This window comes from Qipengyuania nanhaisediminis (assembly GCF_045862805.1).
Lineage (GTDB): Bacteria > Pseudomonadota > Alphaproteobacteria > Sphingomonadales > Sphingomonadaceae > Erythrobacter > Erythrobacter nanhaisediminis_A.
Genome location: NZ_AP025760.1, coordinates 1339632 through 1364852 on the forward strand (window position 1 = coordinate 1339632; position 25221 = coordinate 1364852).

The following is a 25221-nucleotide window of genomic DNA, read 5'->3' on the forward strand; positions in this document are numbered from 1 at the left end:
ATGGTCGGGGAGACTGGATTCGAACCAGCGACCCCCTGTACCCAAAACAGGTGCGCTACCAGGCTGCGCCACTCCCCGACTTTTCGATCGCTCCCGCCTTCCTGCCGCATCGTCCTGGTGGGCCCGGCAGGATTCGAACCCGCGACCTAGCCGTTATGAGCGGCCAGCTCTAACCGCTGAGCTACAGGCCCGTAGCTACCAGGAGATGCGCCCGCGGGCGTGAAGCAGCGCCGCCTCTACAGCGGTGACGGGAAAGACACAAGCGCTGCGCGCCGCCCGTCAGTCGCGCACGACATCGGCGAGTATTTCGGCCACCCCGGTGCTCGCGACGCCGCGCTGGTCAAGATAGGCAAAGACTTGCCGCAGCCAATCATAGAGCGCGTCGACATCCTTGGGGGTCTCGGCATAGGGGGTGCCGCCGGGCATGAGCGTCGGGCTGTGGAACGAGAGCACGAGAAGCGGCAGTTCGAGGTCAAGCGCGATGTCGATCCCGCGGATCGCTTCCTCGGCGGTGACGCCTTCGGGGGTCAGCGCAATTCGCTCGAGCAGCCCCAGCCGTGAAAACGCGCTGAAGAATGTCGGCAGGTGACGCTGGGCGCGATGGATGTGCTTGCCCAGCTGGCGCAACACGCCCCAATAGACCGTGGTCACTGGCAATTCGAGCAAGGTGCGTTCGGCATCGACCCAGTAGGGCGCGAGCGGATGATCGGAATAATCGGGCCCGTGCTGCGCGCTGTAGTCGAATAGCGAGCGCACCGAGGTGTCGATCGCGATCCCGCCTTCCTTCAGCATGCGCGCACTGTCCGGTCCGAGGCCATACCGCCCTGCGCGATAGATCAGCGGCGCGGTGCCGGTGGCGTGTTCGATCCGGTCCCGCAAGGCGGTGAATTTGCGCTGCGCCAGTTCATCGGGAAGGTTGCCGGTATAGGAATTGGCCTCGGTCACCTCTTCGTCGAAGGGCGGGTTGACCCAGGGATGCAATTGCACCCCGATATCGGCGACCCCTCGGCGCTGGGCATCGGTGAGGCATTCCATCGCGGCCGCATTGCCGGCAATCGGCCAGTCCACCAGGAAGACGGGGTGCGCGCCGATCTCCTCGCAAAAGGCGATGAAGCGCGGCAATTGGGCGACATGTTCGAGCCCGTGCGCATCGCGCGTAAAGGGCGCGTCCCAATCGAATTCCTCCTCGGTGTCGACTGTCAGGAGCACGCGCTGGCCGAAGCGCGGCGCAAATCGCGCCGTGTCCTCGTGCCTTGGCGGCGTGATCATTGACCTGTCCCGGCTCCCCGCCGACATCGCGATTCCCCCCATTGGTGATGCCGAGCCTTACACCAGATCAGGCAAACGCGTGGACCTTTGCCGGGCAATTGGCGGTGGAAAGTCAGCTTTCGCCTGCATGGAAGTCCTGCGGCCTGTCGCCCTGATCGCCGCGCGCGCTCAGCGGCAGCATCAGCGTGATGCGTTCGCCCTCGCGCACGAGCGCTCCTCCGGCCGAGCGCGCTTCTGCCCGGGCCAGGCGCAGCGAAAAGCCTGCGCCGAACAGGCCGGCATTGATCGCATTGGCAACCGGGCGCGCCTCGGCTGTGAACAGGTCCTCTTCGGCCAGCAATTGCGCGGGCAGGTCACAGACCAGCCTCGCCTCGCCAGAGCCGGTTTCGATCGCGGCATCGATCATCTCGCCGGAGGCGCACCCACCGCCGAGAGTGGCAAGCAGCCGCCAGAGCAATGCCTCGGCACCTTCCTCGTCCAGTGCCACGAGGGCAGCGTTTTCGGGAGGACTCTCGAACACGATGCCTGCCATTCGCGGGCCGAGGACCTGCGAAAGCTGGCTGACGATGCGCGCGACGAGTGCGGCGAGATCGGTCTCGCCTTCCTCCAGCGCGATCATGCCGGTTTCGAGCCTTGCCAGCCGGTCGAGCTCTTCGAAGCCGGACAGGATCCGCGCGGCATCGGCAGCGATCGCGGCGGCGAGCGCGCGGTATTCGTGCGGCGCTGGGCCGAACAATTGCTGCTGGATCACCTCGGCATAGCCCTGGACCGCGGTGACGGGCGTACGCAATTCGTGAAGCAATTGGCGGATGCGGTCGGCTTCGCGTTCGGACGCGCTGGGCGAATTCGCACCCGCATCGACAGGGCGGCGGAATCGTCCGACATAGCCGGTGAAATTGCCTTCGTGAGTGAATCGGGGCTGTGCGGTAACGATCCAGCTGCCCGCAATCGCTTCGGCGCCCGCGAGCATCCGCGTCTCGCCGTCGATCGGCTGGCGGCGTGCAAAGGCCCGTTCCAGCGGGGTCTGCGGGCTGGCCGATCCCAGCCGCGCCGGAGCGACGAGGCGGGTGCCGATCACCATTGCCGCGACTTCCGCATCGGCCCATTCGATCCGCCCCGCGGCGTCTGCCGAAAATCCGAAGGCGCTGATCGTGCGGTTGCGCTCCGTGTCTTCGCCAAGCGGCAGACGCGGCTCGCTCGCCTCGCGCTCTCCTGCATGCTCCCGGTCACGCCGGAATCGCGCAATCCTTTCGACCAGCGCGGAAATCTCGCTGCGGCTTTCGAGGTTCCGGTCGCGCGGCTGGCCTGGCCTGTGCGGCGGCTCGGGCGCGACATGCGGCTCCTCGCGGCCGGCTTCCTGCGTGAGGATGAAAGGCGCGTCGGGATCATCCGCGTGGTCCGCGTCGGCTTCAGCACCGGCATCTTCATCTTCGTCGACGCTTTCGGCGTCGCCGCTTTCGCTGTCGTCAAGCGGGGCGACGCCATCCTCGTTGCCGCCCGGGACCATGTTCCCTGCCAGCGCGGGGGAGGGCAAGCCAAGGTCGCGCACGCCCAACCGATCGAGCAAGGCCACGGTTTGCGCCGGCAGGTCGCGGCGCAACCGCAGGAACCCGCGCGCGCGCACCGGAAGGCGCGGAATGAGGGTTGCCCAGTCGCTCGGCGAAAGCTGCGCGCGCGTCAACGCCGATGCCGCCACTTCGGGTTCGCAATCGGCGAGATGGGCGGCGAGTTGCGGGTTGCGAAACCGCCAGCCGGGTTCCGCGATCATGCGCGCCCTGACCGGCGCAGGGATCGTCTCTGCCAGTGCCCCGAGTCGCATCCAGGCATTGGCAACCAGGCTCGAATCGCGGGCGCTGCGAGCACCGCCGGGCTCTGCGCCAAGTATGTCGAGCAATTGCCGGAACTGGGTGCGCCTCGCCGCATCGCTATCGGCGCGTTGCCGAAGCACTGTCGCGAGGCGATCGTCGAAGAACATTCAGGCGGCTCCAACCGGCGGAATTGCGCGCATCGCGCGCGCATGCGGAGGCGCGAAAGGCACGCATCCGATACTGCCTACCACGATGGTCGGGCTCCCGCAGCACGACCGCACCACGCGTTGCAAAGCGGGACAATTGCTGGCAAGCATAATAAAATTAGCCTCGTGGGTGCAAAGTCGTGCATCTTCTTGCCGACTTTTGTTAACGCGTAAGCCTGATTATCGACCACGCACGGACGACCGATATGGGCGCGCGGTGTGATTTTGGGAGCTTTCAAGACATGGCAAACCTCGACGATATCGACAAAAGGCTGCTCAGCGAGCTCCAGGCCGAAGGCCGGGTGACCAATGTCGAACTCGCTCAGCGAGTCGGGCTGACCGCGCCTCCGTGCCTGAGGCGCGTGCGCGGGCTCGAGGAGGCCGGGGTCATCCGCGGCTACCACGCCGATCTCGACCCCTCGAAGCTGGGTTTTGCGATTACCGTGTTCGCGATGGTCAGCCTCAAGAGCCAGGCCGAAAGCGCGCTGCGCGAGTTCGAGGAGCACATGGCCGACCTTCCCGAGGTCCGTGAGTGTCACATGCTCAATGGCGAGATCGATTTCATCCTGAAGATCGTCAGCCAGGACCTGCAAAGCTTCCAGGAGTTCCTCACCAGCAAGCTCACCCCTGCGCCCAATGTCGCCAGCGTCAAGACCTCGCTGACGATCCGCACGGCCAAGCACGAGCCTGGCGTGCCGCTATGATCGCTCGCGGCAGATGAGCGGGACGGAGCAGATCGAAGGGCCGATTGCGGGCCATTGCCTTTGCGGGGCGGTGACGATCACGCTGTGCGGCGCGCATCGCGAAGTCGATATCTGCCATTGCGCGATGTGCCAGCGCTGGACCGGTTCGATGTATGCCGGGATCGAGAGCGAGGAGAGCACGGTCGAGGGCGAGGACCACGTCGCGACCTTCGATTCCAGCGATTGGGCCGAGCGCGCCTTTTGCCGAAAATGCGGGAGCGGCCTGTGGTATCGCTTCAAGCCTACCGGCGCCCGGACCTTTCTTGCAGGCCTGTTCGATTTGCCCGCCGGCCTGCCGATCAAGCACCAGATCTTCATCGACGAGAAACCTGACTGGTTCGACATCGCGCAGGACAGCCCGATGAAGACCGGCGCGGAAATCATCGCCGAGGCCAAGGCCGCCGGGTTCACTTTCGAATAGCCAAGGCAGCCCGTTCGCGACGATCGCTCGCATCGCCGCCTGCTCCTTGAGCACCCGTCCATACGCAATATCGCTTAGGCGTTCTTACGAAGGGCCGCCGCAACCGCGCTCGGCTAAGGTCCTTTACGAGGGGGTCACGGGTTCGAAACGAAAAAGGGGTCCCGGCGATGAACGCTTTGTTCGAATACGAGCAATACATGCCGCACGGTATGTGTCTCTTGTGGGAGCCATGGTTGGTCCTGCTATGGTCCGGCTCCGATCTCATGATTTTCGCCGCCTACATGGCGATACCGATGGCGATCATATTGGTCCTGCGCCGGCGGCCCGATCTCAACCATCGCGGGCTCGTGTCGCTGTTTGCCGGCTTCATCCTCTTGTGCGGGGTCACGCATGCCCTGTCGATCGTCACGCTGTGGTACGCGATCTATCCCTTTATGGGGTCGGTCAAGCTTGCCACCGGGGTAATCTCGCTGACCACCGCTGCGGTCCTGTTTCGCCTGATCCCGGTCTTCGCCCGCATTCCCAATCCCGAACGGCACGAGGAGGTCATCCGCGAGTTGGAGACGACCCTGGCCGATTTGTCGAAGGCGCGCGACGAACTCGACGCGCGGGTCAAGGAGCGCACCGACGCGCTCAACGATGCCAATTCGCAATTGAGCTACACCGCGCGCGATGCCGTGCAGCGCAGCCGCAACCTTATCCAGATCGTTTCATCGCTGACCCGACCGGGGGTCGATGTCAGCGCTTATCCCGTGACGTTCCTGCGCGACCTTCGCGGCCGGATCAACGCGCTGGCCATAGCGACCTCGACGGTGATGGAGCAGCGAAACACCCACAGGGCGAGCATCGAGCGGGTGGTCCGCCGACAGGTCGAGCCGCTCTTCGCCCAGCCTGACCAGCAATTGATCACCGAGGGACCCGAGATCTTCGTGGGCGCCCAGGGTGCGCAGCAAATCAGCCTTGCCGCCTGGGAGCTGGCGTCGCGGCTATCGGCCATGCCCCGCGCACGGCAGGAATCGGTCAGGATCGACGTGCGCTGGACCACCGAATCGTCCGAGGATGGCGGCGAGCAAATCGAGTTTAAATGGCACGAATGGCATGGCGGAGCGAATGAAGGCAGCCGGTTGCTGGTCGCCGATGACGCGACCGGCAGGGTTCCCGACCCGCTGCCCGAATTCAGCGAAGACCTGCTGACCCGGATCATCCCGCATCTGATTGGCGGCGAGGGCCAGGTCGAACGCGGACCCGAGACGTTCGTCTACACGCTGCGATGCTCGCTCACGGCGCTCGACAATTCGGAAGACATCGCCGCCGACGAAGCGTTCAGCATTGATCGCGAGGCCGCGCGGCTAAGCCCAGCCTGAGAGCTGACAGGGGTCAACGTTTATGGCTTTTCGGCCTCAGACCAGCGCGGGGCTGTATCAGGCTTCCCGCTCGGCGAGCCATTCCTCGAGCCATTTGATCGAGTAGTCGCCTTCGAGCACGTCCTTTTGCTGAAGCAGTTGCTGGTGCAGCGGGATATTGGTCTTGATCCCTTCGACCACCATCTCCTCGAGCGCGCGGCGCAGGCGCATGATGCAGCCTTCGCGATTGCGGCCATAGACAATCAGCTTGGCGATCATGCTGTCGTAGTAAGGCGGGATCGAATAGCCGGCATAAAGCCCTGAATCGACCCGCACATGCATCCCTCCAGCCGGATGGTAATAGGTCACCTTGCCGGGCGAAGGTGCGAAGGTGAATGGGTCCTCGGCATTGATCCGGCACTCGATCGCATGGCCGGTAAAGGCAATGTCGTCCTGGCTGACAGACAGGGGCTTGCCCGCGGCGATGCGGATCTGTTCGCGCACCAGGTCGACCCCGGTGATCGCTTCGGTCACGGGATGTTCGACCTGCAGGCGGGTGTTCATCTCGATGAAGTAGAACTCGCCGTCTTCCCACAGGAATTCGATCGTGCCCGCACCGCGATAACCCATGTCGCGCATCGCTTTCGAGCAGACCTCGCCCATGCGCATCCGCTCTTCGTGGCTGATGACGGGCGAGGGGGCCTCCTCGAGAACCTTCTGGTGCCGCCGCTGGAGCGAGCAGTCACGCTCGCCCAGATGGATGGCGTTGCCCTTGCCATCGCCGAAGACCTGGAATTCGATGTGGCGCGGATTGCCGAGATATTTCTCGATATAGACGGTCGCATCGCCGAACGCGGCCTTGGCCTCGCTGCCGGCCTGTTTCATCAGCGTTTCAAGCTTGTCTTCGCTCTCGCACACCTTCATGCCGCGGCCACCTCCGCCCGATGCGGCCTTGATGATGACCGGATAGCCGATTTCGGCGGCGATCTTCTTGCCCTCTTCGGGATCGGAAACCGCGCCGTCGGAGCCAGGAACCAGCGGAAGGCCGAGATCGCCCGCGGTCTTCTTGGCCTGGACCTTGTCGCCCATGGTGACGATGTGCTCGGGCTTGGGGCCGATCCACTTGATGTCGTGCGCCTCGACGATCTCGGCGAACTTGGCATTTTCGGACAGGAAGCCATAGCCCGGATGGATCGCGTCGCACCCGGCAACCTCGGCAGCCGAGATGATGTTGGCGTGGTTGAGATAGCTGTCGGTCGCAGGCGGCGGCCCGATGCAGACCGCGTGATCGGCGAGCCGCACATGCATGGCATCGGCGTCCGCGGTGGAATGGACCGCGACCGTCTCGATGCCCATTTCGTGCGCCGCGCGGTGGATGCGCAGCGCGATCTCGCCGCGATTGGCAATCAGGATGCGGGTGATGCTCATGTCCGATTAACCGATGACGACGAGCGGCTGGTCGAATTCGACCGGCTGGGCGTTTTCAATGAGGATCGCCTTGACCGTGCCCGACTTGTCTGCGGTGATCGGGTTCATCACCTTCATCGCCTCGACGATCAGCAGGGTGTCGCCTTCGGACACGCTGTCGCCGACCTTGATGAAATTGGCCGCGCCCGGTTCGGGGGCGAGATAGACGGTCCCGACCATCGGCGATTTGAGCGCGTCGGCGTGGTCAGCTCCCGCATCGTTGGCCTCGGGCGCGGGCGCTGCGGCAGGCGCTGCCGGAGCAGGTGCGGCCATCGGTGCCGGTGCTGCCATCGGCGCGGCTGCAGCCACGCCGCCGCCGCGCGAGACCCTGATCTTGCGATCCTTGTCCTCGACCTCGATTTCGGTCAGGCCCGTTTCGCCCAGCATTTCTGCCAGTTCGCGAACCAGAGCGGTGTCGACATTCATGCCGGAATTCGATCCGGCGCTTGGCTTCTTGGTAGCCATGCAATCCCCTTGTTCTGGCCTCGCTTGTCAGGCCCCTGATTGGTTGCGCGTGTGACTATTCATGCCAATTGCGGCTGGCAAGTGGCAAGTGTCACAAATTGTGCGATTTGCGGACGGTTGTCAGACCTCGCCTGACGCTACGGCTTCCAGCGCGATGCGGTAGGAATCGGCTCCGTGCCCCTCTACCGTCCTGGCCGCGGCCATCCCGATATAGGACTGGTGGCGAAACGGCTCGCGGGTCTTGGGATCGGAGAGGTGAACTTCGATCACCGGTGTCGTGATCGCGCGGCACGCATCGAGCAGCGCGATCGAGGTGTGGGTATAGGCACCGGCATTCAGCAGAACTGCGCGCGCGCCCTCGGCCTGTGCTTCATGGAGCCAGTCGACCAGCATGCCTTCGTGATTGGTCTGGCGCATGTCGATGGTAAGGCCGAGTTCGAGCCCGCGGTCTTCGAGCATGGCGGCGATCTCGTCGAGCGTGGTCGATCCATAGATCTCCGGCTCGCGCAGGCCGAGCAGGTTCAGATTGGGCCCGTTGAGGACAAAGACGGTGGTTGCGGCAGACTGGCTCATGCGGGCAGGATTAGCCCGCGCGCCCGCTACTTGTCGACGCCCTTGACCTTTCCCCATTGGCGCGCGGCCGTGTAGCCGAGATAGCCGGTGCCGAACAGCGCGTAGAGCGGTTCGGGCAACCCGCCGAGATAGGCGTTCATTCCCGCGGCGATATCGGTCGCTGTGGACGGGCTGAAGGCGGAGAGCAGGCCCATGGGCAGCGCGGCCAAGAAGAGCACATACATGACGTAAAGGAAGCTCGGCCGGGCCCGACTGGTCCAGGGATCGGCCGAATTCGCCTCGGCAACGATCGCCTGGAGCCGTGCCTCGATCAGCTGCATTTCCTGCGTGCCTTCGAGCCTGAGCAATTCGAGCTTTGCCCTGGCGCGCGCTTCCTTGTCGGGAATGACCTTGTCGATGATCGCGGTGATCGGACCGATGAGGGTTTCGAGGATAGCCATGTCTTCGCGCGCTCCCACTTTGAATGAGTCGCACAACCGCTAACCATATCGGTTCAAGTAGGAAAGTCGATTCGCCTTATTGACCTGATTCAGCAAGCAATCTCTGCGCCAGCGCGAGGTGCGGGCGGTCGAGCATGTTCCCGTCAATCGCCACGGTTCCGGCACCCGGATTGTCGGCGAAGGCCTGGACCACTGCCCGTGCGTGATCGAGTTCCTGCTCGCTCGGGGTAAAGGCGGCGTTGATCGGGCCGATCTGCGCCGGATGGATCGCAAGCATCCCGCGAAACCCCTGTGCGCGCACCCGCCGGGCCCGGCTCTCGAGCGCGTCGAGATCGCGGAATTCGGGCTGGACGGTCTCGATCGGCGCGACCCCTGCCTTGACCGCGCCGAGCAGACACAGGCTGCGTGCCATCTCGTAAACATGGCTGTATTCGCCATCGGGTCCGCGCTGCTCGCTCGCGCCAAGCTCGCTCGACAGGTCTTCCGCGCCCCAGCTCATCGCGACAAGCCGCGGCGCACCGTCATAGGTGCCGGTGGTGAACATCGCCGCTGCCGTCTCGGTCACGAGCGCCGCCACCCTGGTCGATCCCTCGGCGATCCCGGCAGCGCGTTCGCGTTCAGCGAGCATCGTATCGAGCGTTGCGACATCGTGTCCGCCTTCGGCCTTGGGCAGGAACACGCCGCCCGGCCCGGCGACGATCACCGCGTCGAGATCGTCACCGGTCCAACTGCCCGAAAGCGGATTGACACGCACCCAGACGCGCGAGCGATCGGGTGCAGCCGCAATCGCCTCGGCGGTCATCTTGCGCGCCTCGGCCTTGCGTTCGGGTACCACCGAATCTTCAAGGTCGAGCAGAGCGATATCGGCCTCGCTCGCAATCGCCTTGTTCATCTTCTTCTCGCTGTCGCCGGGAGCGAAAAGCCAGCTGCGCATGCGGGGAAGGGCGGGTGTATCGGTCATCGAATGCATCCTTTCGCATCTGCGGTTAGGCTCGCAAGAGCGGTGGGGCAAGCGCTGGCGGGCGCGGTCAGAACGAGCCTTCGAGGTCGAAGGAATAGACCGTGCCGAAGCGCCGGTCGCGCCGTTCGACCTGTTCGACCAGCCCGGCGGCGCGATCGGCGAAGATGGTGCGCACGAACTTGTCGCGTTGCGAGAACAGATTGCCGACCCGCAGCCTTGCGGTCATTCCGAACACGTCCTTGTGTTCGACGAAGACGCGCGCGAAACCGCGCGTTTCGGTGCGGTTCGCAATCTCGTCGAGCCGGACATTCGGGCGGCGCTGGTTGTTGCGATAGACAGCGCCGATGGCCCAGGGCGTGCCGAGAAAGTCCTGCCGGATGTCGAAGTCAAATTCGAGATAATCGAAATCGGAAATCTCGCGCGGGGTGCCGAGCAGCGGGTCGACCACTTCGCTCTGCGCATATTCGATCGCGGCATCGATCCGCAGGCCCTTCAGCCCGACCGGGTCTAGCAGCAGCGTGATCTCGCCCTCGATGCCCTGAACCTGTGCCGAGCCGGCATTGCCGGGGGCTTCGCCTCCGCCCTCGATCGGGATCTGGTCGACGATATCGCTGATATCCTCGTAAAAGCCGCGCAGATTGGCCGAGCCCAGCGCGCCAAGCGATTGGCTGGCCTCCAGTTCGAACCGCCAGCTTTGCGGCGGGACGAGGTCGGCATTGGTGACATTGACCCGGTCCTGGTCGAGATTGCGCGAAGCGATGAAATCGAAGAAGTTGAGCTGGCCCACGACGCGCTCGATCCGCCCGGAAATGCTGGTCGCATCGCTTGCGCGCCAATCGAGCGCGACGAAACCCTGCGGGCGGACGAAGGATCGGGTCTGCCCCTGATCGCCGGTCTGGCTGATCTTCGAATATTCGCCGCCAGCCGAAACCTGCATCTGCAGGCTGTCGGTCAAGGCGCGGCTATAGGTCACGGTCGCCTCGGCGCGGTCCTCGTCGACCCGCGCGCTTGCTCCCTCGAAGGCGACCGGCACGAGAATCCCGCCAGCATTGGTCGCGAACAGCGCGGAATCGATTTCGAGGTAATTCTTCACCCCTTCCGCTGCGAATTGCAGGTCGCCGCCAAGCCCTGCAACGCTGTATTCGCCGCGCGCGATGGTCTCGGCCTCGTCGGCATCGCGTTCGAACCGCGAGGCTTCGGGAAGGCGCGCATCGTCAAAGCGGGTCTCGACGAACGAGACCGTGGGGCTGTCCTCGTAACGGTGATAGCCGATCAGCTTGAGCCGGCCCGGGCCGAGCGCGAAGCTGTAATCGGCGCCCACCTCGATGTTGAACTCGTCTTCGCGCGCCCTGAACTCGCGCAGCCGATCAGCCGGGTCGACGATTCCGCTGCGCAACGAGATCTCCGAGCGGCGCGAAATGGTCGCGCCGACCTGGCCGTTGAGATTGAGCACATTGCCGTTGTCGGCGGTGCGGGAGAACGAGCCCGAGAAACTGGGCTGGTCCGCGTCGAAATTGCTTTTCTCGTCGCGACGATCGATGAGTGTGCCGGTGTCATCGAAGACCAGTTCGATCCCCTCGTTCCCGCGCCTTCCGGCATCGTTTTCGAAGCTCAGCGTCCACTCGTTCTGGCCGCTGCCGCCTGCAAGGCTGACTTGTCCGTCGCCCCAGCGAAAGGGGACACCGAAGCTGCGCCATTCGGCCGAATAGCGGAACTGGCCGGTCACCCCGCCGGTCGACCGGGTAATGACATTGAGCACCTGCCCTGTCAGCCCGCCGATATCGAGGCCGGCGCCATCGACGATCTCGAGCCGCACGACTTCTTCGGCCGGTATGCGCTCGAGCGCGGCAAGCGCGCCATTGGCCTTGCCCGAAATGCGCTGGCCGTTGATCAGGACATTGGTGTCGGCCTGGCCGAGCCCGCGATCACCGCCTTCGTCGCGGATGGCAAATCCGGGGATCTGGCGCGCCATGTCGAGCGCATTGCGCGGGGCGAAGCGCGCGAAATCGGCCGGGGTGAAGCTGCGCCGAGCATTGGCATCGGCGGCGCTTGCCTCCTGCTGCGTTGCAGGGGGCGGCGCGGCGCTCTCGTCCAAGTGAGCTTGCGCAAGTCCCGGATGTGTTGCCAGCGCCAGCGGCGCAAGAGCGACCATGCGCGCGGCAAGGCGGCTGACGCGGCTGGTCGGAGCGTGCAGGAAAGCGGGTTTCATCACGGGCGTCCTTGCGCGCTTCGGCCGGCTCGCTCACGGGGGAAGGAGACGAGCGGTTCGGTAAGTCGGTCGGACGGATGCGAATGCCCGCCAGCGACAAAGGTGCGGTGTAATCTCCACTGGTCGGGAAGACAGGATTCGAACCTGCGACCCCCACACCCCCAGTGTGATGCGCTACCAGGCTGCGCTACTTCCCGTATCCAGTGGAGGGGCGTGCCTATAGGCCCGGCATTTCGGTCTGGCAACCCGATAGAACCGCGCTTTTTGCGATCGGGCCAGTGATGCAGCCGTGCATCACCATGTGGCGGCTCGATTGCGGCGCGCTTGCATTGCTGCTACCCGCGCCCAACTAAACCGGATCGAGGGCAGGCCGGACGGCGCGAACAGACGCGCTCAGGCCCGTTTTCGAAGCCACGAAACCGACCAAATCACGGGCCCATATACCTATGCTTGAACTTCTCGCTGCCGCAGCGCCTGGCGCAGAGCCGCCTGTCTGGATGACCTGGCTGCCGATCATCGGCATGGTCCTCATTTTCTGGTTCCTGATCATCCGTCCGCAGATGAAGCGCCAGAAAGAACACCAGGCCAAGGTTGCAGGGCTGAAGAAGGGCGACCAGGTCGTGACCCAGGGCGGCCTCGTCGGCAAGGTCATCAAGGTCGATGACACCTATGCCGAGATAGAGCTTGCCAAGGACGTGCGCGTCAAGGCGGTCAAGCACACGATTGCAGACCTGATCGAACCGGGCGCCAAGCCCGCCAACGACTGACGCGTCCGCGCACCCGACAATCCAATCCAAGGTTCGAACAGACCGGCCATGCTTGACACCCCCCTCTGGAAAAAGATCGCGCTCTGGGGCCTTACCCTCGCGCTGGCTGCCGCGGCGCTGCCCTCACTGCTTGCGCCTGCGGGCATCGATTTCGGCGAGGACAGCTCGGCGCCGATGGTCAATCTCGGGCTCGACCTTGCGGGCGGCTCCCACCTCCTTCTCGAAGCCGATGAACAGGATGTCGCGGTCCAGCGGCTAGAGAACATGGAAGAAGCGGTCGAATCGGCGCTGCGCCAGGCGACCCCGGAAATCGAGTTCGGCGATACCTCGCGCGCCAATGGACGGCTTTCGTTCCTGCTCGATTCGCCGGCAGATATCGATCGCGCCAGAGGCGTGCTCGAACCGCTGATGATGGGCGATGGCGGGGGCCTCCAGCGCGAATGGAATCTCGAGGTGATCGACACCCAGCGCATGGTGCTCACCCCCACCGATAGCGGCCAGGCGGTCGCGCTGAATACCGCGATGGAAGGCGCTGTCGAGGTGGTGCGCCGGCGTATCGACCTTCTCGGAACGCGCGAGCCGACGATCATTCGTCAGGGCGACACGCGGATCGTCGTGCAGGTGCCGGGTCTCCAGGACCCGCAGGCGCTTAAGGAACAGCTCGGCCAGACTGCGCAGCTCGAATTCAAGCTCGTCGACCAGCAGGCGCTGCCATCCAATACCGAGGCGGGCGTCGCCAATCCGGGCAGCCAGATCTTTCCCTTCGCCGCCAGCGCCGACGAGGCGGGCGGCGGCATCGCGGTCAAGCGGCTGGGCGGCATTCGCGGTGACAGCCTGATCAATGCGCGCGCTGGCGTCGACCAGCGGACCAACGAAAACATCGTGTCGATCCAGTTCGACCAGCAGGGCGGCCAGCGCTTCGCGCAGCTATCGACCGAGAATGTCGGCGAACGCTTTGCGATCATCCTCGATGGCGAAGTGATATCCGCGCCCGTCTTTAACGAGCCGATCTTGGGAGGCAGCGCGCAAATTTCGGGCAATTTCACTGCCGAAAGCGCCAACCAGCTCGCGATCTCGCTGCAATCCGGCGCGCTGCCGGTGCCGCTGACCGTCATCGAGGAGCGCACCGTTTCGGCCGAACTGGGCGAGCAGTCGATCCGTTCGGGCCTGATCGCGATGATGATCGGGTCGATTGCGGTTATCGTGCTGATGATCGCGACCTATGGCCGCTTCGGCATCTATGCGACCGGCGCGCTGGTGTTCAACGTGCTGATCCTGCTCGGCATCATGGCGATCGGCAATTTCACCCTGACCCTTCCCGGGATCGCCGGTTTCGTCCTGACGGTCGGCGCAGCGGTCGATGCCAACGTGCTCATCAACGAGCGTATCCGCGAGGAACGCAAGCGCGGGCGCAAGGTCGTGACCGCGGTCGAGACCGGTTACAAGGAAGCCAGTCGCGCGATCTATGACGCGAACATCACCAATTTCATCGCCGGCGCCCTGTTGTTCTGGTTCGGCTCCGGCCCGATCCGCGGCTTTGCGGTGGTTCTGGTGATCGGGCTCGTCACCTCGGTCTTCACCGCGCTCGCTCTCACCAAGATGTGGGTGTCGGGCTATCTCGCTGCCAAGCGTCCCAAAGACCTCACCATCTGATCCGGAGGAGACAGGAAATGAAACTTCTCAAGCTTGTCCCCGCGGACACCAACATCAAGTTCCTCAAGCTGCGCGTGCCGTTCTTCGTGCTCAGCCTCGTGCTGATCATCGGCAGCTGGGGCGTCGTGGCGGTCAATGGTCTGAACCTCGGCATCGACTTTGCCGGCGGGCAGGAAATCCGCCTCACCTTCGAGGAAGAGAACGCCGCCCCGGTCGGCGAATTGCGCGAAACGGTCGCAGGGCTCGGATACGGCACCCCGGTGGTGCAGGAATTCGGCGCGCCCAACGTGGTCTCGATCCGAGTGCCGCTGCCGGACGATGTCGAATCCACACCCGGCCTCGCGACCGAGATCGGCAACCAGGTGATCGCCGAGATCGAGAGCGCCTATCCCGATGTCCGGACCGATGGCAACGAGACCGTCTCGGGCAAGGTCGCCGAGGAATTCAGCCGCGATGCGGGCCTCGCCTTGCTCGCCGCCATGCTGATGGTGGCGCTGTATATCTGGATCCGGTTCGAATGGCAGTTCGGGGTCGGCGCGCTGTTCGCGCTGTTCCACGATGTCTCGGTGACGCTGGGCATGTTCGCGCTGTTCCAGCTCGAATTCTCGCTCCAGATCATCGCCGCGATCCTCGCGATCATCGGCTATTCGCTCAACGACACCATCGTCGTCTATGACCGCATCCGCGAGAACCTGAAGAAGTTCCGCAAGATGCCGCTGCCCGAATTGCTCGACCTGTCGGTCAACGAAACGCTTGCGCGCACGGTGATGACCTCGCTCACCCTGCTGGTCGCGCTCGTGCCGCTTCTGCTGTTCGGTCCGGCGAGCCTGTTCGGCCTCGTCGCGGCGATCACGGCGGGCCTGTTCATCGGCACCTATTCGAGCGTCTATCTCGCCTCGCCGCTGCTGATCTGGATGGGCGTCACCTCGAACAGCTTCGTGCCGCAGGAAACCGAGGCGGATCGCCAGGAAAAGAAGGTGCTGGGCGAAGCCTGACGCGCTTTCGCGCCCGGTGCTGTGTCAGCGCCGGGCAACCAGCCGGTCGTAATGCGCGGCAAGCTCGGCGGCGTTTGTGGCCCAGCTGAACCGTTCGGCGCAGGCGGCAACATTGCGGCGCAGCGGCGGATTGTTGAGCACTTCGTTGATACCGGCCGCCACCGCCTCGGGCGTGCGATCGACCAGCCTTCCGGCGGTGTCCGACCGGATAAGCTCACGCGCGCCGCCGACATCGCAGGTCACGACCGGGGTTCCGCAGGCGAGCGCTTCGACCCAGGCATTGGCAAGCCCCTCGTTCACGGTCGGAAGCACCATCACGTCCGATGCCGACAGCACTAGCGGCAACAGGTCGTGATCGAGCGACCCGGCGAAATGGACGCGGTCGGCAAGGCCGAGGTCGCGCGCCAGCTCGGCGAGATGGGCCCGGTCATCGCCCTTTCCAACCAGGATCAAACGCGCGCCCTCGACTTCGGCAAGCGCGGCGATCGCGATATCCTGGCCCTTGCGTTCGATCAGCGCTCCGACACAGGACAAGAGCGGCGCGTTGTCGGGAATGACGAAGCCAAGCGCCTCGCCCAGCTGCGCACGCAGGCGGGTGTGTTCGAGCGGGCGAAAACGGTCGCGGTCGAGGCCGGTGTAATGCACGGCGATCTTGTCGCGCGGCATACCGATATCGACCATTTCTTCGCGCAGCGCCTCGCTGACGGCGAGGATCCCGTCCGCACATTCGGCCGCCTCCAGCATCTGTTCGCGCGCCCAGTCGAAACCGCCCCAATAGGTGATGTCGCTGCCGCGCGCCTTGAGCGAGAGTTTCACTCCCAGTTCGCGTGCGACCCAGGCGGCGGCAGGGCCGTCGGGGAAGAAGAATTGCGCATCGATGACATCGATCGGGTCTTCGGCATGGATCTTTTCCACCAGCGGCATCGCGGCGCGCGCTATGGCGTGTGCATTGCGCCGCGCGCCGACTGCCGGGATGAGGGTGAAACGCGGCCGGTGGACGCTCACCCCGTTCTCCTCGCTGAATGCGTCAAGCTGCGATAGCGCGCGGTAGCGGCCGATCGCTATCGGCGGCAATCCGATCGGATTGACCACGCTGACCTGCCAGTCACCGTGTTCGCGCCCGCGCCGGGCCAGCGCCTCGAGCGAGCTTGCGACAAAAGCCCCGAACCGCGGATTGACCGCGTTGGGATAAAGCGTGGTGAGCGAGAGGACATGTTTCATCGGGCAGGCTCTGGCGCGACCGGGTCGCGGTGACTGGGCATTGGCACTGGCATAATAGCACGGGAGTTAAGGCGGGTTTGCGGCCCCTCGCGCCTCACAGCGGCCGCACCAGCATGGTCGCAACCGCGATCCAGGGCGGATTGTCGATCACCTGCTGTTTCATACCCGCCTGGCTGGGAAGGATGCCGACCAGCGACCCCTTGCGATCGATCAGGCGGCCAAAGGCATACCGTCCGCCGGGGCGCGGGACGAGGCAATCGCGGTTCATGGCGGTGCCGGCATCGTCGGGATCGATCCGGCGCATCCACAGGGTATCGCCCGGCCGGTATTCCCCGAGCGCGGCAGTCACTTCGAGGACCAGCATCGGCTCGTCCCCGTGCGCGGCCGCGATCTCGGTTGGTAGGATCGCCTCGCGCGGCTTGGCCAGTGCCTCGGGTTCGCTGGCGCCGAGTTCCGCGATCACCTGCGCGCGCGCCGCGGTCTCCGAGCGGACGAGCACCTGCGGGTCGACCCCGAGGGCCGCCGCGATCCGGTCCATCCACTTTGTCGAGAGGTTGCGCATGCCGGTTTCGAGCCGCCCGATCGTCTGTGCGGTCGTTGGCGGACTGCAAGCCTCGGCCAGTTGCGCCAGGGTCAGGCCCTTGGCCTTGCGGATTTCCCGAATGCGGTTGATCATGCGCGCTCTCTCCGATCCGGTGCCATGGCGTGGCACGAACTGCGTTTTTCGGTTTCCTACAAGTGTGGCAACAATGCAAGCCCCCGCTAACCAAAGTGGTAAAAGGGGGAAGCCGGAATGCGCAAACTGGTCGAACGCGAACTGTCGGCGGAAGGGCCGCTGCGGAAGGGCGGCGCGCGGGCAAAGCGGCGCAGCGTGACAGTCAATATCGCCGAATCGCCGATTGCCTGGCTGCATGCGCGCGGTCATCTCGACGATCGATTGTTCGATGCGGGCGAAAAACTGCGCAACGATTACGAACGCGCGCAACTCTCCGCAAGTGTGACCATGCGCTGGGAGCCGGTGCGGGTGAAGACCGGATACCGTTCATCCGCCGATGCGGGGTTGACGCCGAGCGAGCGCCAGATCGCGGCCAAGGCGCGTTTCGACGCGGCGATCGGGGCGGCGGGCAAGGGGCTCGACGAGATCTTGTGGCGGGTGGTGTGTGCGGGCGAAGGCCTGCCGGAAACCGAGAAGTCGCTCGGCTGGCCGGCGCGAAGCGGCAAGCTGGTGCTGCGGCTCGCGCTCGACCGGGTCGCTGATTTCTACCGGATCGTGTGAGCCAGTTTTTTGCCCCTGGACAGTGTTCCATGTGTTCCATCCCCACACGGGTTCCGGCGGCTCATCGGCGCAGATGGCGGCGCACCTTCTCGCGCAAACGGGGGAGGGTTTCTGCCTCGAACCAAGGGTTCTTCTTCATCCAGGTCCGCACCCGCCATGCCGGATGCGGGAGCGGGAAGAACGGTGCGAACTCTTCGCCCCGCCGCACACGCTCGGTCATTGACCACTTGCGGGTCTCGGGCAGATATCGCTGCTGGGCATAGATGCCGACGAGCAAGGTCAGGCGGTTCTCGGGCAGATGGGCGAGGACCTTGTCGTGCCAATGCGGCGCGCATTCCTTGCGCGGGGGAGCGTCACCGCCGCTGGCCTTGCCGGGATAGCAGAACCCCATCGGCATCTGCGCGATTTGTTCGCGATCGTAGAACACATCCTTGCCGATGCCGAGCCACGCGCGCAGCCGGTCGCCGCTGTCATCGTCCCACCCGATGCCGCTGGCGTGAACCTTGCTCCCCGGGGCTTGCCCGATGATCAGGATGCGGCTTTGCGATGAGAACTGGACGATCGGGCGAGGGCCATGGGGAAGCTGCGCTGCGCAAAGCGTGCAAGCGCCGATCGCGCGCCGCAGAGCCTCGGCGTCGGAACTGGCGGGCGAGGGGCCAGCCCTCACGCTCATTCCTCGACACGCTCGGCGATCTGCAGCCATCGTTCTTCGGCAGCCTCTTTCTCGGCACGCGCGTTCGCGATGCCCTTGCTTATGGTGGCGAAGCGATCGGGGTCGGCGGCATACAGGTCGGGATCGGCGAGAATGGCTTCGCCCTTGGCAATCGCTGTCTCGAGCCGTTCGATCCGCTGCGGGAGCAATTCGTAATCGCGCTGCTCCTTGTAAGACAGTTTGTCCGAACGTGGAGGGGGCGGGGACGGGAACGGGGAGGCCTCGGTGCTCGCCGTGCGAGACCCGCGCGCCTTGCGGGCTACCGGCTTGCGCCGTTTCGCCTCCCAGTCGGCATAGCCGCCAGCGATCACATCGACTGCGCCCGATCCATCGAGCCCGAGCGTGAGCGTGACCGTCTTGTCGAGAAAATCGCGATCGTGGCTGACGATGATCACGGTCCCGTCGAAATCGGCGATGACTTCCTGGAGAAGGTCGAGCGTTTCGAGGTCGAGATCGTTGGTCGGTTCGTCGAGCACGAGGAGGTTGGCGGTTCGGGCGAACTCGCGCGCGAGCAGCAGCCGCGATCGCTCGCCGCCGGACAGGATGCCGACCTTGGTATCGACGAGCTTCGGATCAAACAGGAAGTCCTTCAGATAGGCCTGAACATGCTTGCGATTGCCCCGCACATCGACCCAGTCTCCGCCCTCGGCGAGGATGTCGCGCACGCTCGCACCGGGTTCGAGCAGCCGGCGCTGCTGGTCGATCATCACACCGGTCAAGGTGCGCGCATGGCTGACGCTGCCGGTGTCGGGTTCCAGCTCTTTCGTCAGCATCTTGAGCAAAGTGGTCTTGCCAGCGCCATTGGCTCCGACAATCCCGATCCGGTCGCCGTTCTGGATGCGCAGGCTGAACGGCTTGATGATCGCGCGCCCGTCATAGGTCTTGGAGATATCCTCGGCGACGATCACCGATTTCGATCGAAATTCCTCGTCATTGGCAAGCTTCAGCTTGGCCGTTCCGGCATCGGAGATCATCGCTGCGCGGGCCGCACGCATCTGGTGAAGCTTTTCGAGCCGCCCCTGGTTGCGCTTGCGGCGAGCGGTCACGCCGCGCTCGAGCCAATGGGCCTCGATCTTGAGCCGCGCGTCGAGCTTTTCGGCCGCGCGCGCTTCCTCGGCATAGACCTGTTCCTCCCATGCCTCATAGCCGCCAAAGCCGACCTCCTTGCGCCGCAGCGTGCCGCGGTCGAGCCACAGGGTCGCCCGCGTAAGCCGCTTGAGGAAGGTCCGGTCGTGGCTGATCGTGATGAACGCGCCCTTGTAGCGGGTGAGCCAGTCCTCGAGCCAGTCGATCGCCGACAGGTCGAGGTGGTTGGTAGGCTCGTCGAGCAGCAGGAGATCGGGGTCCTGGGCAAGCGCGCGCGCAATCGCCGCTCGCCGCCTTTCGCCTCCGCTCGCCGACGCGGCATCAGTGGTCATGTCGATGCCGAGCTGCCCCGCGATCGCCTCGACCTCGTGTCGTTCGGGCGCGTGCGAGCCGGACAGCGCGAAGTCCATCAGCGTTTCGAACGGGCTGAAGTCGGGCTCCTGTTCGAGAAACACGATCCGCGTGCCCGGCTTGACCCGCCGCTTGCCTCGATCTGCCTCGATCCGGTCGTCGATCATCTTGAGCAGCGTGGTCTTGCCCACTCCGTTGCGCCCGATCAGGGCGAGCCGGTCACCGGGCAGGACGTGGAGATTGATCGGCTCGACATCAGGCCCACCGAACAGCCAGCGGCCGCCCTGCTGAAGGCCGAGCCCTTCCCAGGAGAGGATTGGAGGTTGTACCATTGGTTGCGCCAAGTAGGCATTCGCGCTGGAACTGCCAAGCAGGTTCAGCGCTTGGAAAGGGGAAGGCGGCAAGGACCGCCAAAAAGGAGGAAGCCATGACCATTCGCACTTTTCTCGCAGCTCTTTCGGCCGCCGCTCTGACCTTGCCTGCGTCAGGCGCGCTGGCAGCCGAGGTTGAGATCACCGCGCAGGGTCCGGTCATCGAATTGTCTGTTTTCGAGAGCGTCACCGCCGATCCCGATCTCGTCACGATCGGAGCGGGCGTCACCAGCGAGGCGCCCACCGCAGTCGAGGCGATGCGCCAGAACGCCGCGGAGATGCGCCGCGTGATCGACCGCCTGATCGCGCTGGGTGTCGCCGAAGAGGATATCCAGACCACCGGGATCAATCTCAACGCCCGCTATGACTATGACAGGACACGCGAACGCCAGGTCTTCCGCGGCTATCAGGTATCGAACCGCGTCAGTGTGAAACTGCGCGAGATCGAGGAGACAGGAGCCGTGCTCGATGCCCTGGTCGTCGCCGGGGCGACCAATCTTTCGGGCCCCAGTTTCAGCATCGAGGACGACGAGGCTGCCAAGGATCTTGCACGCGAGCGTGCGATCGATCGGGCGCAGGCGCGCGCCGAAGCCTATGCTCGCATGCTCGGCTATTCGGGCGTGAAGGTCCTTTCGATCAGCGAGGCCATCCAGGGCCGCGGTCCTTCGCCCCAGATGGCGATGCGTGCCATGGACGTGGCCGAGCAATCGATGACAGCGCCGGTCCAGCCCGGCCAGGTCTCGACCGGGGTATCGATCGCGATCAAGTACGAGATGATCGGCGGGGGCGCGCGGTAGGCTTGGCTGAACGCGGCTCTCGCCCTCCATTCACGGCTTGTTCAATGCTTCGCGGCTAGGCATGTTCGCACGATGAAAGGCAAATTCTCCCTGTTTGGCGCAATGGCTGGCGCCGCGCTGTCGGCTTCGCTTTTCGCGAGCCCTGCGGGCGCGTCTGCGCTCGAACAGCGCGCGCAGGAGCATTCGCGCTCTGACCAGGGCGAAGCGCGTCGCGAGATGCGTGCGGGCAACCAGCTGTCCTTGCGCCAGATCGAGCGCCGCATCTTGCCGCAGATGCGCGGGAGCGAATATCTGGGGCCGTCTTATGACAGCACAGCGCGCGCCTACCGCCTCAAGTTCATTCGCGACGGACGCGTGACCTATATCGATGTCGATGCGCGCACCGGTCGGGTGATCGGGAGATCGAACTGATCGGCTTGCGGTCGGGTTCGGGCGATCTAGTCCGGACCCCTCCGCGCCGAACGCGCCGCCGCCTGCTTGACGAGCGCAGCGCAAACGCGCAACGAGCGCGATCAAATCACACGGAAACTGGTGGAATATGCGCATCCTTATCGTCGAAGACGAACCCACGCTCGGGCAACAGCTCAAGTCCACGCTTGAGCAGACAGGCTATGCGGTCGATCTTTCGACCGACGGCGAGGACGGCCATTTCCTCGGCAGTACCGAGGATTACGACGCGGTCATCCTCGACCTTGGCCTGCCCGAAATCGACGGACTTTCGGTGCTCGGCATGTGGCGCAAGGAAGGGCGCGATTTTCCCGTTCTGGTCCTGACCGCGCGCGACAGCTGGTCGGACAAGGTCGCAGGGCTCGATGCGGGTGCCGACGATTATCTGGCCAAGCCGTTCCAGACCGAGGAACTGATCGCCCGTCTGCGCGCGCTGATCCGTCGCGCTTCGGGCAACACCTCGTCCGAGCTGACGGCTGGCAATGTCCGGCTGGATACGCGTTCGGGCCGGGTCACGCTCGATGGCGAGCCGGTCAAGCTGACCGCACAGGAATACAAGCTTCTGTCCTACCTGATGCACCACAAGGGCAAGGTCGTCAGTCGGACTGAGTTAATCGAGCATATCTACGATCAGGATTTCGACCGCGATTCGAACACGATCGAAGTGTTCGTCACCCGCATCCGCAAGAAACTCGGCGCAGAGGTAATCACTACGATCCGTGGCCTCGGTTACAGCCTCGACGACCCCGCAGACGCACCCAGGGCATGACGGGTCTGCGTCCGTGACCGCCGGGCAGGTGGGCACGGATGGCGGCCCGATTGGCGGAGAGGACGGCGACAGCGATGTCGAAGCCGGCCATCAAGCCGCGGGCTTGAAGGCGCAGGGAACGGGCAGCCTCGCCCGGCGCATGGGGCTGATAGCTGCCGGCTGGATCATCGTGCTCCTGCTTGGCGGGGGTATCGCGCTCGAAAGGACGCTTACCCGCCAGGTCGAGGCCAATTTCGACGAGCAGCTGGAATACCAGCTGACCGCGATGGTGGCCTCCGCCGAGATCGACAGTTTCGGCGAGGTCTGGTTTTACCGGACGCTCGGCGACCAGCGCTTTCTCGAACCCAATAGCGGGCTCTACTGGCAGATCAGCGGGGAAGGGTATGAACCCTATCCCTCGCGCAGCCTTTGGGACAGGACGCTCGACCTGCGCCAAGGCGATGCGAGCAGCGGGCACTTCGACAGCGAAGTTCATTTCTACGATTCAGACCAGTTCGAGGGCGAGCCATTGCGGATCGCCGAGCGCACCGTGATCCTGCCGGGAAGCGAGACGCGCTGGACCTTCGCCGTTGCCAGCGCCACCGAAGAACGTGACTTCCAGATTGCCCAGGTGCGTTCGATCCTGATCTGGAGTTTCGCGGTGCTCGGCCTCGGGCTTCTCGTCATGGCCTTGTTGCAGATCCGCTATGGCTTGTGGCCCTTGCGGCGGGTGCGCGCGGCCATTCAGAAATTGCGCACCTCGGGTGATAATCGCATCACCGAGCCCCTGCCCGCCGAGGTCGAGCCCCTGGTCGAGGAGATCAACATGCTGCTCGAACACACCGAGCGGCAGGCCGAAGAGGCGCGCACCCATGCCGGCAATCTTGCCCACGCTTTGAAGACCCCGCTCACCGTCCTGACCAATGCCGCGACCGCGCGCGACCCCAAGCTTTCCGAAGCGGTATTCCGCGAAACGCGCACCATGCAGCGCCATGTCGAACACCATCTCGCCCGCGCCAGAGCGGCTGGCCGCCGTGCGGTCGGACAGGCGCGTACAAATGTGCGTCAGAGCGCGGAAGCCGTGCGCCGCGCTGTCGAAAGGCTCTATCCCGACGGGCGGCTCGACATTGCAGGCAGCCGCGACGCGATGGTCGCGATCGAGCGGCAGGATCTCGACGAGATCCTCGGCAATCTCATCGAGAACGCGGCCAAATATGGCGGCGGCAGCGTGTTCGTGACCGTCGATCACGAACTGGGCAGCCCGCTTTGCCGGATATGGATCGAGGATGACGGTCCCGGCATACCCGAGGAAGAGCGGATCCGGATTTTCGATCGCGGCGCGCGGCTCGACACCGGCAAGCCAGGCACCGGGCTCGGCCTTGCGATCGTGCGCGATGTGGCGGAGATCTACGGCGGTTCGATCAGTCTCGGAACGAGCGAGGATCTCGGAGGACTGCTCGTCGATTTGCGCTTGCCGCGCGCCTGACGATCAGCCGCGCCGCGCCTTCTCGTGGTGGCGGATCACTTCCTCGATGATGAAGCGCAGGAACTTCTCGCTGAATTCCGGATCGAGGTCAGCTTCCTCGGACAGCTTGCGCAACCTGTCGATCTGGCGCTGTTCGCGCGCGGGATCGGCGGGTGGCAAGGTGGCCTTGGCCTTGTAAGCGCCGACCGCTTGCGTGATCCGGAACCGTTCGGCGAGCATGTGGATTATCGCAGCGTCGATATTGTCGATGCTTTTGCGATAACCCGCGAGCACGCGGTCTTCTGCCTCATCGGGCGAGGGTTGCATTTGCTGCGCCATGACCCGCGAAAGTAACACCAATTCTGCGCTTGCCAACCACGCGCGCGCAGCCGTAAGGCGCATTTCTCATGACCGCAGATGTCGTTCCCTTCACGCGCAAGCAGCCGACGCTCGACCCGATGCTGGCTCTCACCGCGAGCGGGATGAACGCGGTCAACACCGTGATCCTCGAAAGAATGCAGAGCGATATTCCGTTGATACCGCGTCTGGCGGGTCACCTGATCGCGGGCGGTGGCAAGCGCTTGCGCCCGATGCTCACGCTGGCTGGCGCGGCATTGGTGGGCTACGAGGGAACCCGTCATCACAAACTGGCCGCCGCGGTGGAATTCATCCACACCGCCACCTTGCTGCATGACGACGTCGTCGACGGAAGCGAATTGCGGCGCGGCAAGGCTGCTGCGAACATCATCTTCGGTAACCCGGCCACCGTGCTGGTGGGCGATTTCCTGTTCAGCCGCGCCTTCGAACTGATGACCGAGGACGGGTCCTTGCGCGTTCTCAAGATCCTCAGCCATGCCAGCGCCGTCATTGCCGAAGGCGAGGTCTCGCAGCTTACCGCGCAACGCCAGATCGAGACGAGCGAGGAACGCTACCTCCACATCATCGGCGCCAAGACGGCAGCATTGTTCGCCGCTGCCAGCCAGATCAGCGCTGTCGTGGCCGAATGCAGTGACGAGCATGAGCGCGCGCTCGAGGATTATGGCCGCAATCTCGGCGTCGCATTCCAGCTTGTCGATGACGCGATCGATTACGATTCGAGCGCGGCCGAGATGGGCAAGGACCAGGGCGACGACTTCCGCGAGGGCAAGATGACCTTGCCGGTAATCCTCGCCCATGCGCGCGGGAACGAGGAAGAGCGCAAGTTCTGGAAGGATGCTGTGATGGGGCATCGCAGCGACGCCTCGGATTTCGACGAGGCGGTAAGGCTGATTGAAAAGCACCATGCCTTGGAAGATACGCGCGAAAAAGCGCGTCATTTCGCCCAACGCGCAATCGATGCGATATCGATCTTCCCGGACAGCAAGGCGCGCGCCGCCATGACCGAGGCAGCGCATTTCGCGGTCGCCCGAGGCTATTGATCAGCCGGG

General features: G+C 64.5%; 25 protein-coding genes and 3 tRNA genes. 12 read left to right on the plus strand and 16 right to left on the minus strand.

Annotated features, from left to right (window positions below; all coding sequences use genetic code 11):
* Position 1: 1 nt before the first annotated feature.
* The 4 genes from ACKTSM_RS06465 to ACKTSM_RS06480 all read right to left on the minus strand — a co-directional run bounded on the left by ACKTSM_RS06465 (position 2) and on the right by ACKTSM_RS06480 (position 3244).
* Positions 2-78: transfer RNA gene (locus ACKTSM_RS06465), tRNA-Pro, on the minus strand.
* A 37-nt stretch (positions 79-115) separates the two neighbouring features.
* A tRNA-Ile gene (locus ACKTSM_RS06470) sits at positions 116-191 on the minus strand.
* Between the two features lie 88 nt (positions 192-279).
* Positions 280-1269 (minus strand): polysaccharide deacetylase family protein, encoded by a 990-nt coding sequence (locus tag ACKTSM_RS06475; protein ID WP_407876302.1) that lies wholly within the window; start codon positions 1267-1269, stop codon positions 280-282.
* Between the two features lie 112 nt (positions 1270-1381).
* Complete coding sequence (locus ACKTSM_RS06480) at positions 1382-3244, minus strand: histidine kinase dimerization/phospho-acceptor domain-containing protein (protein ID WP_407876303.1); 1863 nt, start codon at positions 3242-3244, stop codon at positions 1382-1384.
* A gap of 281 nt (positions 3245-3525) precedes the next feature.
* Here ACKTSM_RS06480 and ACKTSM_RS06485 point away from each other — a divergent pair, with 281 nt between their 5' ends.
* From ACKTSM_RS06485 to ACKTSM_RS06495, 3 genes are all read left to right on the plus strand, one after another.
* Positions 3526-3987, plus strand: a complete 462-nt coding sequence (locus ACKTSM_RS06485; protein ID WP_407876304.1) for an Lrp/AsnC family transcriptional regulator — start codon at positions 3526-3528, stop codon at positions 3985-3987.
* A 13-nt stretch (positions 3988-4000) separates the two neighbouring features.
* Positions 4001-4447, plus strand: a complete 447-nt coding sequence (locus tag ACKTSM_RS06490) for a GFA family protein (RefSeq protein ID WP_407876305.1) — start codon at positions 4001-4003, stop codon at positions 4445-4447.
* A gap of 167 nt (positions 4448-4614) precedes the next feature.
* Positions 4615-5811 carry an HWE histidine kinase domain-containing protein gene (locus ACKTSM_RS06495; protein WP_407876306.1) on the plus strand — a complete coding sequence of 399 codons (1197 nt, stop codon included), beginning with the start codon at positions 4615-4617 and terminating at the stop codon, positions 5809-5811.
* A 57-nt stretch (positions 5812-5868) separates the two neighbouring features.
* Here the strand turns inward: ACKTSM_RS06495 and accC are convergent, their stop codons facing one another.
* From accC to ACKTSM_RS06530, 7 genes are all read right to left on the minus strand, one after another.
* Positions 5869-7218: an acetyl-CoA carboxylase biotin carboxylase subunit gene (accC, locus tag ACKTSM_RS06500; RefSeq protein ID WP_407876307.1), complete on the minus strand. Its 1350-nt coding sequence runs from the start codon at positions 7216-7218 to the stop codon at positions 5869-5871.
* Between the two features lie 6 nt (positions 7219-7224).
* Entirely contained in the window at positions 7225-7722 is a 498-nt protein-coding gene (gene accB / locus ACKTSM_RS06505) for an acetyl-CoA carboxylase biotin carboxyl carrier protein (protein ID WP_407876308.1), read from the minus strand.
* Positions 7723-7842: 120 nt separating this feature from the next.
* Positions 7843-8295, minus strand: coding sequence for a type II 3-dehydroquinate dehydratase (locus ACKTSM_RS06510; protein ID WP_407876309.1), 453 nt, complete (start codon positions 8293-8295; stop codon positions 7843-7845).
* Positions 8296-8321: 26 nt separating this feature from the next.
* On the minus strand, positions 8322-8735 hold the full coding sequence (locus ACKTSM_RS06515) for a holin family protein (RefSeq protein ID WP_407876310.1): 414 nt from the start codon (positions 8733-8735) through the stop codon (positions 8322-8324).
* A gap of 76 nt (positions 8736-8811) precedes the next feature.
* Entirely contained in the window at positions 8812-9696 is an 885-nt protein-coding gene (locus ACKTSM_RS06520) for an HpcH/HpaI aldolase/citrate lyase family protein (RefSeq protein WP_407876311.1), read from the minus strand.
* A gap of 67 nt (positions 9697-9763) precedes the next feature.
* Positions 9764-11905 (minus strand): TonB-dependent receptor plug domain-containing protein, encoded by a 2142-nt coding sequence (locus ACKTSM_RS06525; protein ID WP_407876312.1) that lies wholly within the window; start codon positions 11903-11905, stop codon positions 9764-9766.
* Between the two features lie 120 nt (positions 11906-12025).
* Positions 12026-12102: transfer RNA gene (locus ACKTSM_RS06530), tRNA-Pro, on the minus strand.
* Positions 12103-12351: 249 nt separating this feature from the next.
* Here ACKTSM_RS06530 and yajC point away from each other — a divergent pair.
* Genes yajC through secF form a run of 3 tightly spaced genes read left to right on the plus strand, consistent with a single transcriptional unit; the run spans position 12352 to position 15320 of the window.
* On the plus strand, positions 12352-12672 hold the full coding sequence (gene yajC / locus ACKTSM_RS06535) for a preprotein translocase subunit YajC (protein ID WP_407876313.1): 321 nt from the start codon (positions 12352-12354) through the stop codon (positions 12670-12672).
* Between the two features lie 48 nt (positions 12673-12720).
* Complete coding sequence (gene secD / locus ACKTSM_RS06540; RefSeq protein WP_407876314.1) at positions 12721-14325, plus strand: protein translocase subunit SecD; 1605 nt, start codon at positions 12721-12723, stop codon at positions 14323-14325.
* A gap of 17 nt (positions 14326-14342) precedes the next feature.
* Positions 14343-15320: a protein translocase subunit SecF gene (gene secF / locus ACKTSM_RS06545; RefSeq protein ID WP_407873858.1), complete on the plus strand. Its 978-nt coding sequence runs from the start codon at positions 14343-14345 to the stop codon at positions 15318-15320.
* Positions 15321-15344: 24 nt separating this feature from the next.
* Here secF and ACKTSM_RS06550 read toward each other — a convergent pair whose 3' ends face one another.
* Positions 15345-16541 carry a glycosyltransferase gene (locus ACKTSM_RS06550; protein WP_407873859.1) on the minus strand — a complete coding sequence of 399 codons (1197 nt, stop codon included), beginning with the start codon at positions 16539-16541 and terminating at the stop codon, positions 15345-15347.
* A 94-nt stretch (positions 16542-16635) separates the two neighbouring features.
* The gene (locus ACKTSM_RS06555) at positions 16636-17217 is read right to left on the minus strand and encodes a helix-turn-helix domain-containing protein (protein WP_407873860.1); all 582 of its coding nucleotides are present in this window, start codon (positions 17215-17217) and stop codon (positions 16636-16638) included.
* A gap of 117 nt (positions 17218-17334) precedes the next feature.
* Here ACKTSM_RS06555 and ACKTSM_RS06560 point away from each other — a divergent pair, with 117 nt between their 5' ends.
* On the plus strand, positions 17335-17817 hold the full coding sequence (locus tag ACKTSM_RS06560; protein ID WP_407873861.1) for a DUF6456 domain-containing protein: 483 nt from the start codon (positions 17335-17337) through the stop codon (positions 17815-17817).
* Positions 17818-17878: 61 nt separating this feature from the next.
* Here ACKTSM_RS06560 and ACKTSM_RS06565 read toward each other — a convergent pair whose 3' ends face one another.
* Both ACKTSM_RS06565 and ACKTSM_RS06570 read right to left on the minus strand, forming a co-directional pair.
* Entirely contained in the window at positions 17879-18490 is a 612-nt protein-coding gene (locus ACKTSM_RS06565) for a uracil-DNA glycosylase family protein (RefSeq protein ID WP_407873862.1), read from the minus strand.
* Positions 18487-20298, minus strand: coding sequence for an ABC-F family ATP-binding cassette domain-containing protein (locus tag ACKTSM_RS06570; protein ID WP_407873863.1), 1812 nt, complete (start codon positions 20296-20298; stop codon positions 18487-18489). Before ACKTSM_RS06570 ends, ACKTSM_RS06565 begins: the two co-directional genes overlap by 4 nt.
* Before the next feature lie 95 nt (positions 20299-20393).
* On the opposite strand from ACKTSM_RS06570, the gene ACKTSM_RS06575 reads away from it, so the two are divergent.
* The 4 genes from ACKTSM_RS06575 (at position 20394) to ACKTSM_RS06590 (ending at position 23815) form a co-directional block, all read left to right on the plus strand.
* Complete coding sequence (locus ACKTSM_RS06575) at positions 20394-21134, plus strand: SIMPL domain-containing protein (protein WP_407873864.1); 741 nt, start codon at positions 20394-20396, stop codon at positions 21132-21134.
* Positions 21135-21206: 72 nt separating this feature from the next.
* On the plus strand, positions 21207-21545 hold the full coding sequence (locus ACKTSM_RS06580) for a PepSY domain-containing protein (protein WP_407873865.1): 339 nt from the start codon (positions 21207-21209) through the stop codon (positions 21543-21545).
* A 127-nt stretch (positions 21546-21672) separates the two neighbouring features.
* The gene (locus ACKTSM_RS06585) at positions 21673-22350 is read left to right on the plus strand and encodes a response regulator transcription factor (protein ID WP_407873866.1); all 678 of its coding nucleotides are present in this window, start codon (positions 21673-21675) and stop codon (positions 22348-22350) included.
* Between the two features lie 139 nt (positions 22351-22489).
* Complete coding sequence (locus tag ACKTSM_RS06590; protein ID WP_407876329.1) at positions 22490-23815, plus strand: sensor histidine kinase; 1326 nt, start codon at positions 22490-22492, stop codon at positions 23813-23815.
* 3 nt (positions 23816-23818) lie between these two features.
* Here the strand turns inward: ACKTSM_RS06590 and ACKTSM_RS06595 are convergent, their stop codons facing one another.
* Positions 23819-24121, minus strand: a complete 303-nt coding sequence (locus tag ACKTSM_RS06595; protein WP_407873867.1) for a chorismate mutase — start codon at positions 24119-24121, stop codon at positions 23819-23821.
* 80 nt (positions 24122-24201) lie between these two features.
* Between ACKTSM_RS06595 and ACKTSM_RS06600 the strand changes: the two genes are divergently transcribed.
* Positions 24202-25212 (plus strand): polyprenyl synthetase family protein, encoded by a 1011-nt coding sequence (locus ACKTSM_RS06600; protein WP_407873868.1) that lies wholly within the window; start codon positions 24202-24204, stop codon positions 25210-25212.
* Positions 25213-25221 lie beyond the last annotated feature (9 nt).

Bases quoted from the DNA above. Each gene is read 5' to 3' on its own strand.
- ACKTSM_RS06520 (WP_407876311.1), bottom strand. From the start codon at position 9,696: ATGACCGATACACCCGCCCTTCCCCGCATGCGCAGCTGGCTTTTCGCT.
- ACKTSM_RS06600 (WP_407873868.1), top strand. From the start codon at position 24,202: ATGACCGCAGATGTCGTTCCCTTCACGCGCAAGCAGCCGACGCTCGAC.
- accB (WP_407876308.1), bottom strand. From the start codon at position 7,722: ATGGCTACCAAGAAGCCAAGCGCCGGATCGAATTCCGGCATGAATGTC.
- ACKTSM_RS06475 (WP_407876302.1), bottom strand. From the start codon at position 1,269: ATGATCACGCCGCCAAGGCACGAGGACACGGCGCGATTTGCGCCGCGC.
- ACKTSM_RS06595 (WP_407873867.1), bottom strand. From the start codon at position 24,121: ATGCAACCCTCGCCCGATGAGGCAGAAGACCGCGTGCTCGCGGGTTAT.
- yajC (WP_407876313.1), top strand. From the start codon at position 12,352: ATGCTTGAACTTCTCGCTGCCGCAGCGCCTGGCGCAGAGCCGCCTGTC.
- ACKTSM_RS06565 (WP_407873862.1), bottom strand. From the start codon at position 18,490: ATGAGCGTGAGGGCTGGCCCCTCGCCCGCCAGTTCCGACGCCGAGGCT.
- ACKTSM_RS06555 (WP_407873860.1), bottom strand. From the start codon at position 17,217: ATGATCAACCGCATTCGGGAAATCCGCAAGGCCAAGGGCCTGACCCTG.
- ACKTSM_RS06560 (WP_407873861.1), top strand. From the start codon at position 17,335: ATGCGCAAACTGGTCGAACGCGAACTGTCGGCGGAAGGGCCGCTGCGG.
- ACKTSM_RS06580 (WP_407873865.1), top strand. From the start codon at position 21,207: ATGAAAGGCAAATTCTCCCTGTTTGGCGCAATGGCTGGCGCCGCGCTG.
- ACKTSM_RS06585 (WP_407873866.1), top strand. From the start codon at position 21,673: ATGCGCATCCTTATCGTCGAAGACGAACCCACGCTCGGGCAACAGCTC.
- ACKTSM_RS06575 (WP_407873864.1), top strand. From the start codon at position 20,394: ATGACCATTCGCACTTTTCTCGCAGCTCTTTCGGCCGCCGCTCTGACC.
- ACKTSM_RS06510 (WP_407876309.1), bottom strand. From the start codon at position 8,295: ATGAGCCAGTCTGCCGCAACCACCGTCTTTGTCCTCAACGGGCCCAAT.
- ACKTSM_RS06550 (WP_407873859.1), bottom strand. From the start codon at position 16,541: ATGAAACATGTCCTCTCGCTCACCACGCTTTATCCCAACGCGGTCAAT.
- ACKTSM_RS06495 (WP_407876306.1), top strand. From the start codon at position 4,615: ATGAACGCTTTGTTCGAATACGAGCAATACATGCCGCACGGTATGTGT.
- ACKTSM_RS06570 (WP_407873863.1), bottom strand. From the start codon at position 20,298: ATGGTACAACCTCCAATCCTCTCCTGGGAAGGGCTCGGCCTTCAGCAG.
- ACKTSM_RS06590 (WP_407876329.1), top strand. From the start codon at position 22,490: ATGGGGCTGATAGCTGCCGGCTGGATCATCGTGCTCCTGCTTGGCGGG.
- secF (WP_407873858.1), top strand. From the start codon at position 14,343: ATGAAACTTCTCAAGCTTGTCCCCGCGGACACCAACATCAAGTTCCTC.
- ACKTSM_RS06525 (WP_407876312.1), bottom strand. From the start codon at position 11,905: ATGAAACCCGCTTTCCTGCACGCTCCGACCAGCCGCGTCAGCCGCCTT.
- ACKTSM_RS06485 (WP_407876304.1), top strand. From the start codon at position 3,526: ATGGCAAACCTCGACGATATCGACAAAAGGCTGCTCAGCGAGCTCCAG.
- ACKTSM_RS06515 (WP_407876310.1), bottom strand. From the start codon at position 8,735: ATGGCTATCCTCGAAACCCTCATCGGTCCGATCACCGCGATCATCGAC.
- ACKTSM_RS06480 (WP_407876303.1), bottom strand. From the start codon at position 3,244: ATGTTCTTCGACGATCGCCTCGCGACAGTGCTTCGGCAACGCGCCGAT.
- ACKTSM_RS06490 (WP_407876305.1), top strand. From the start codon at position 4,001: ATGAGCGGGACGGAGCAGATCGAAGGGCCGATTGCGGGCCATTGCCTT.
- secD (WP_407876314.1), top strand. From the start codon at position 12,721: ATGCTTGACACCCCCCTCTGGAAAAAGATCGCGCTCTGGGGCCTTACC.
- accC (WP_407876307.1), bottom strand. From the start codon at position 7,218: ATGAGCATCACCCGCATCCTGATTGCCAATCGCGGCGAGATCGCGCTG.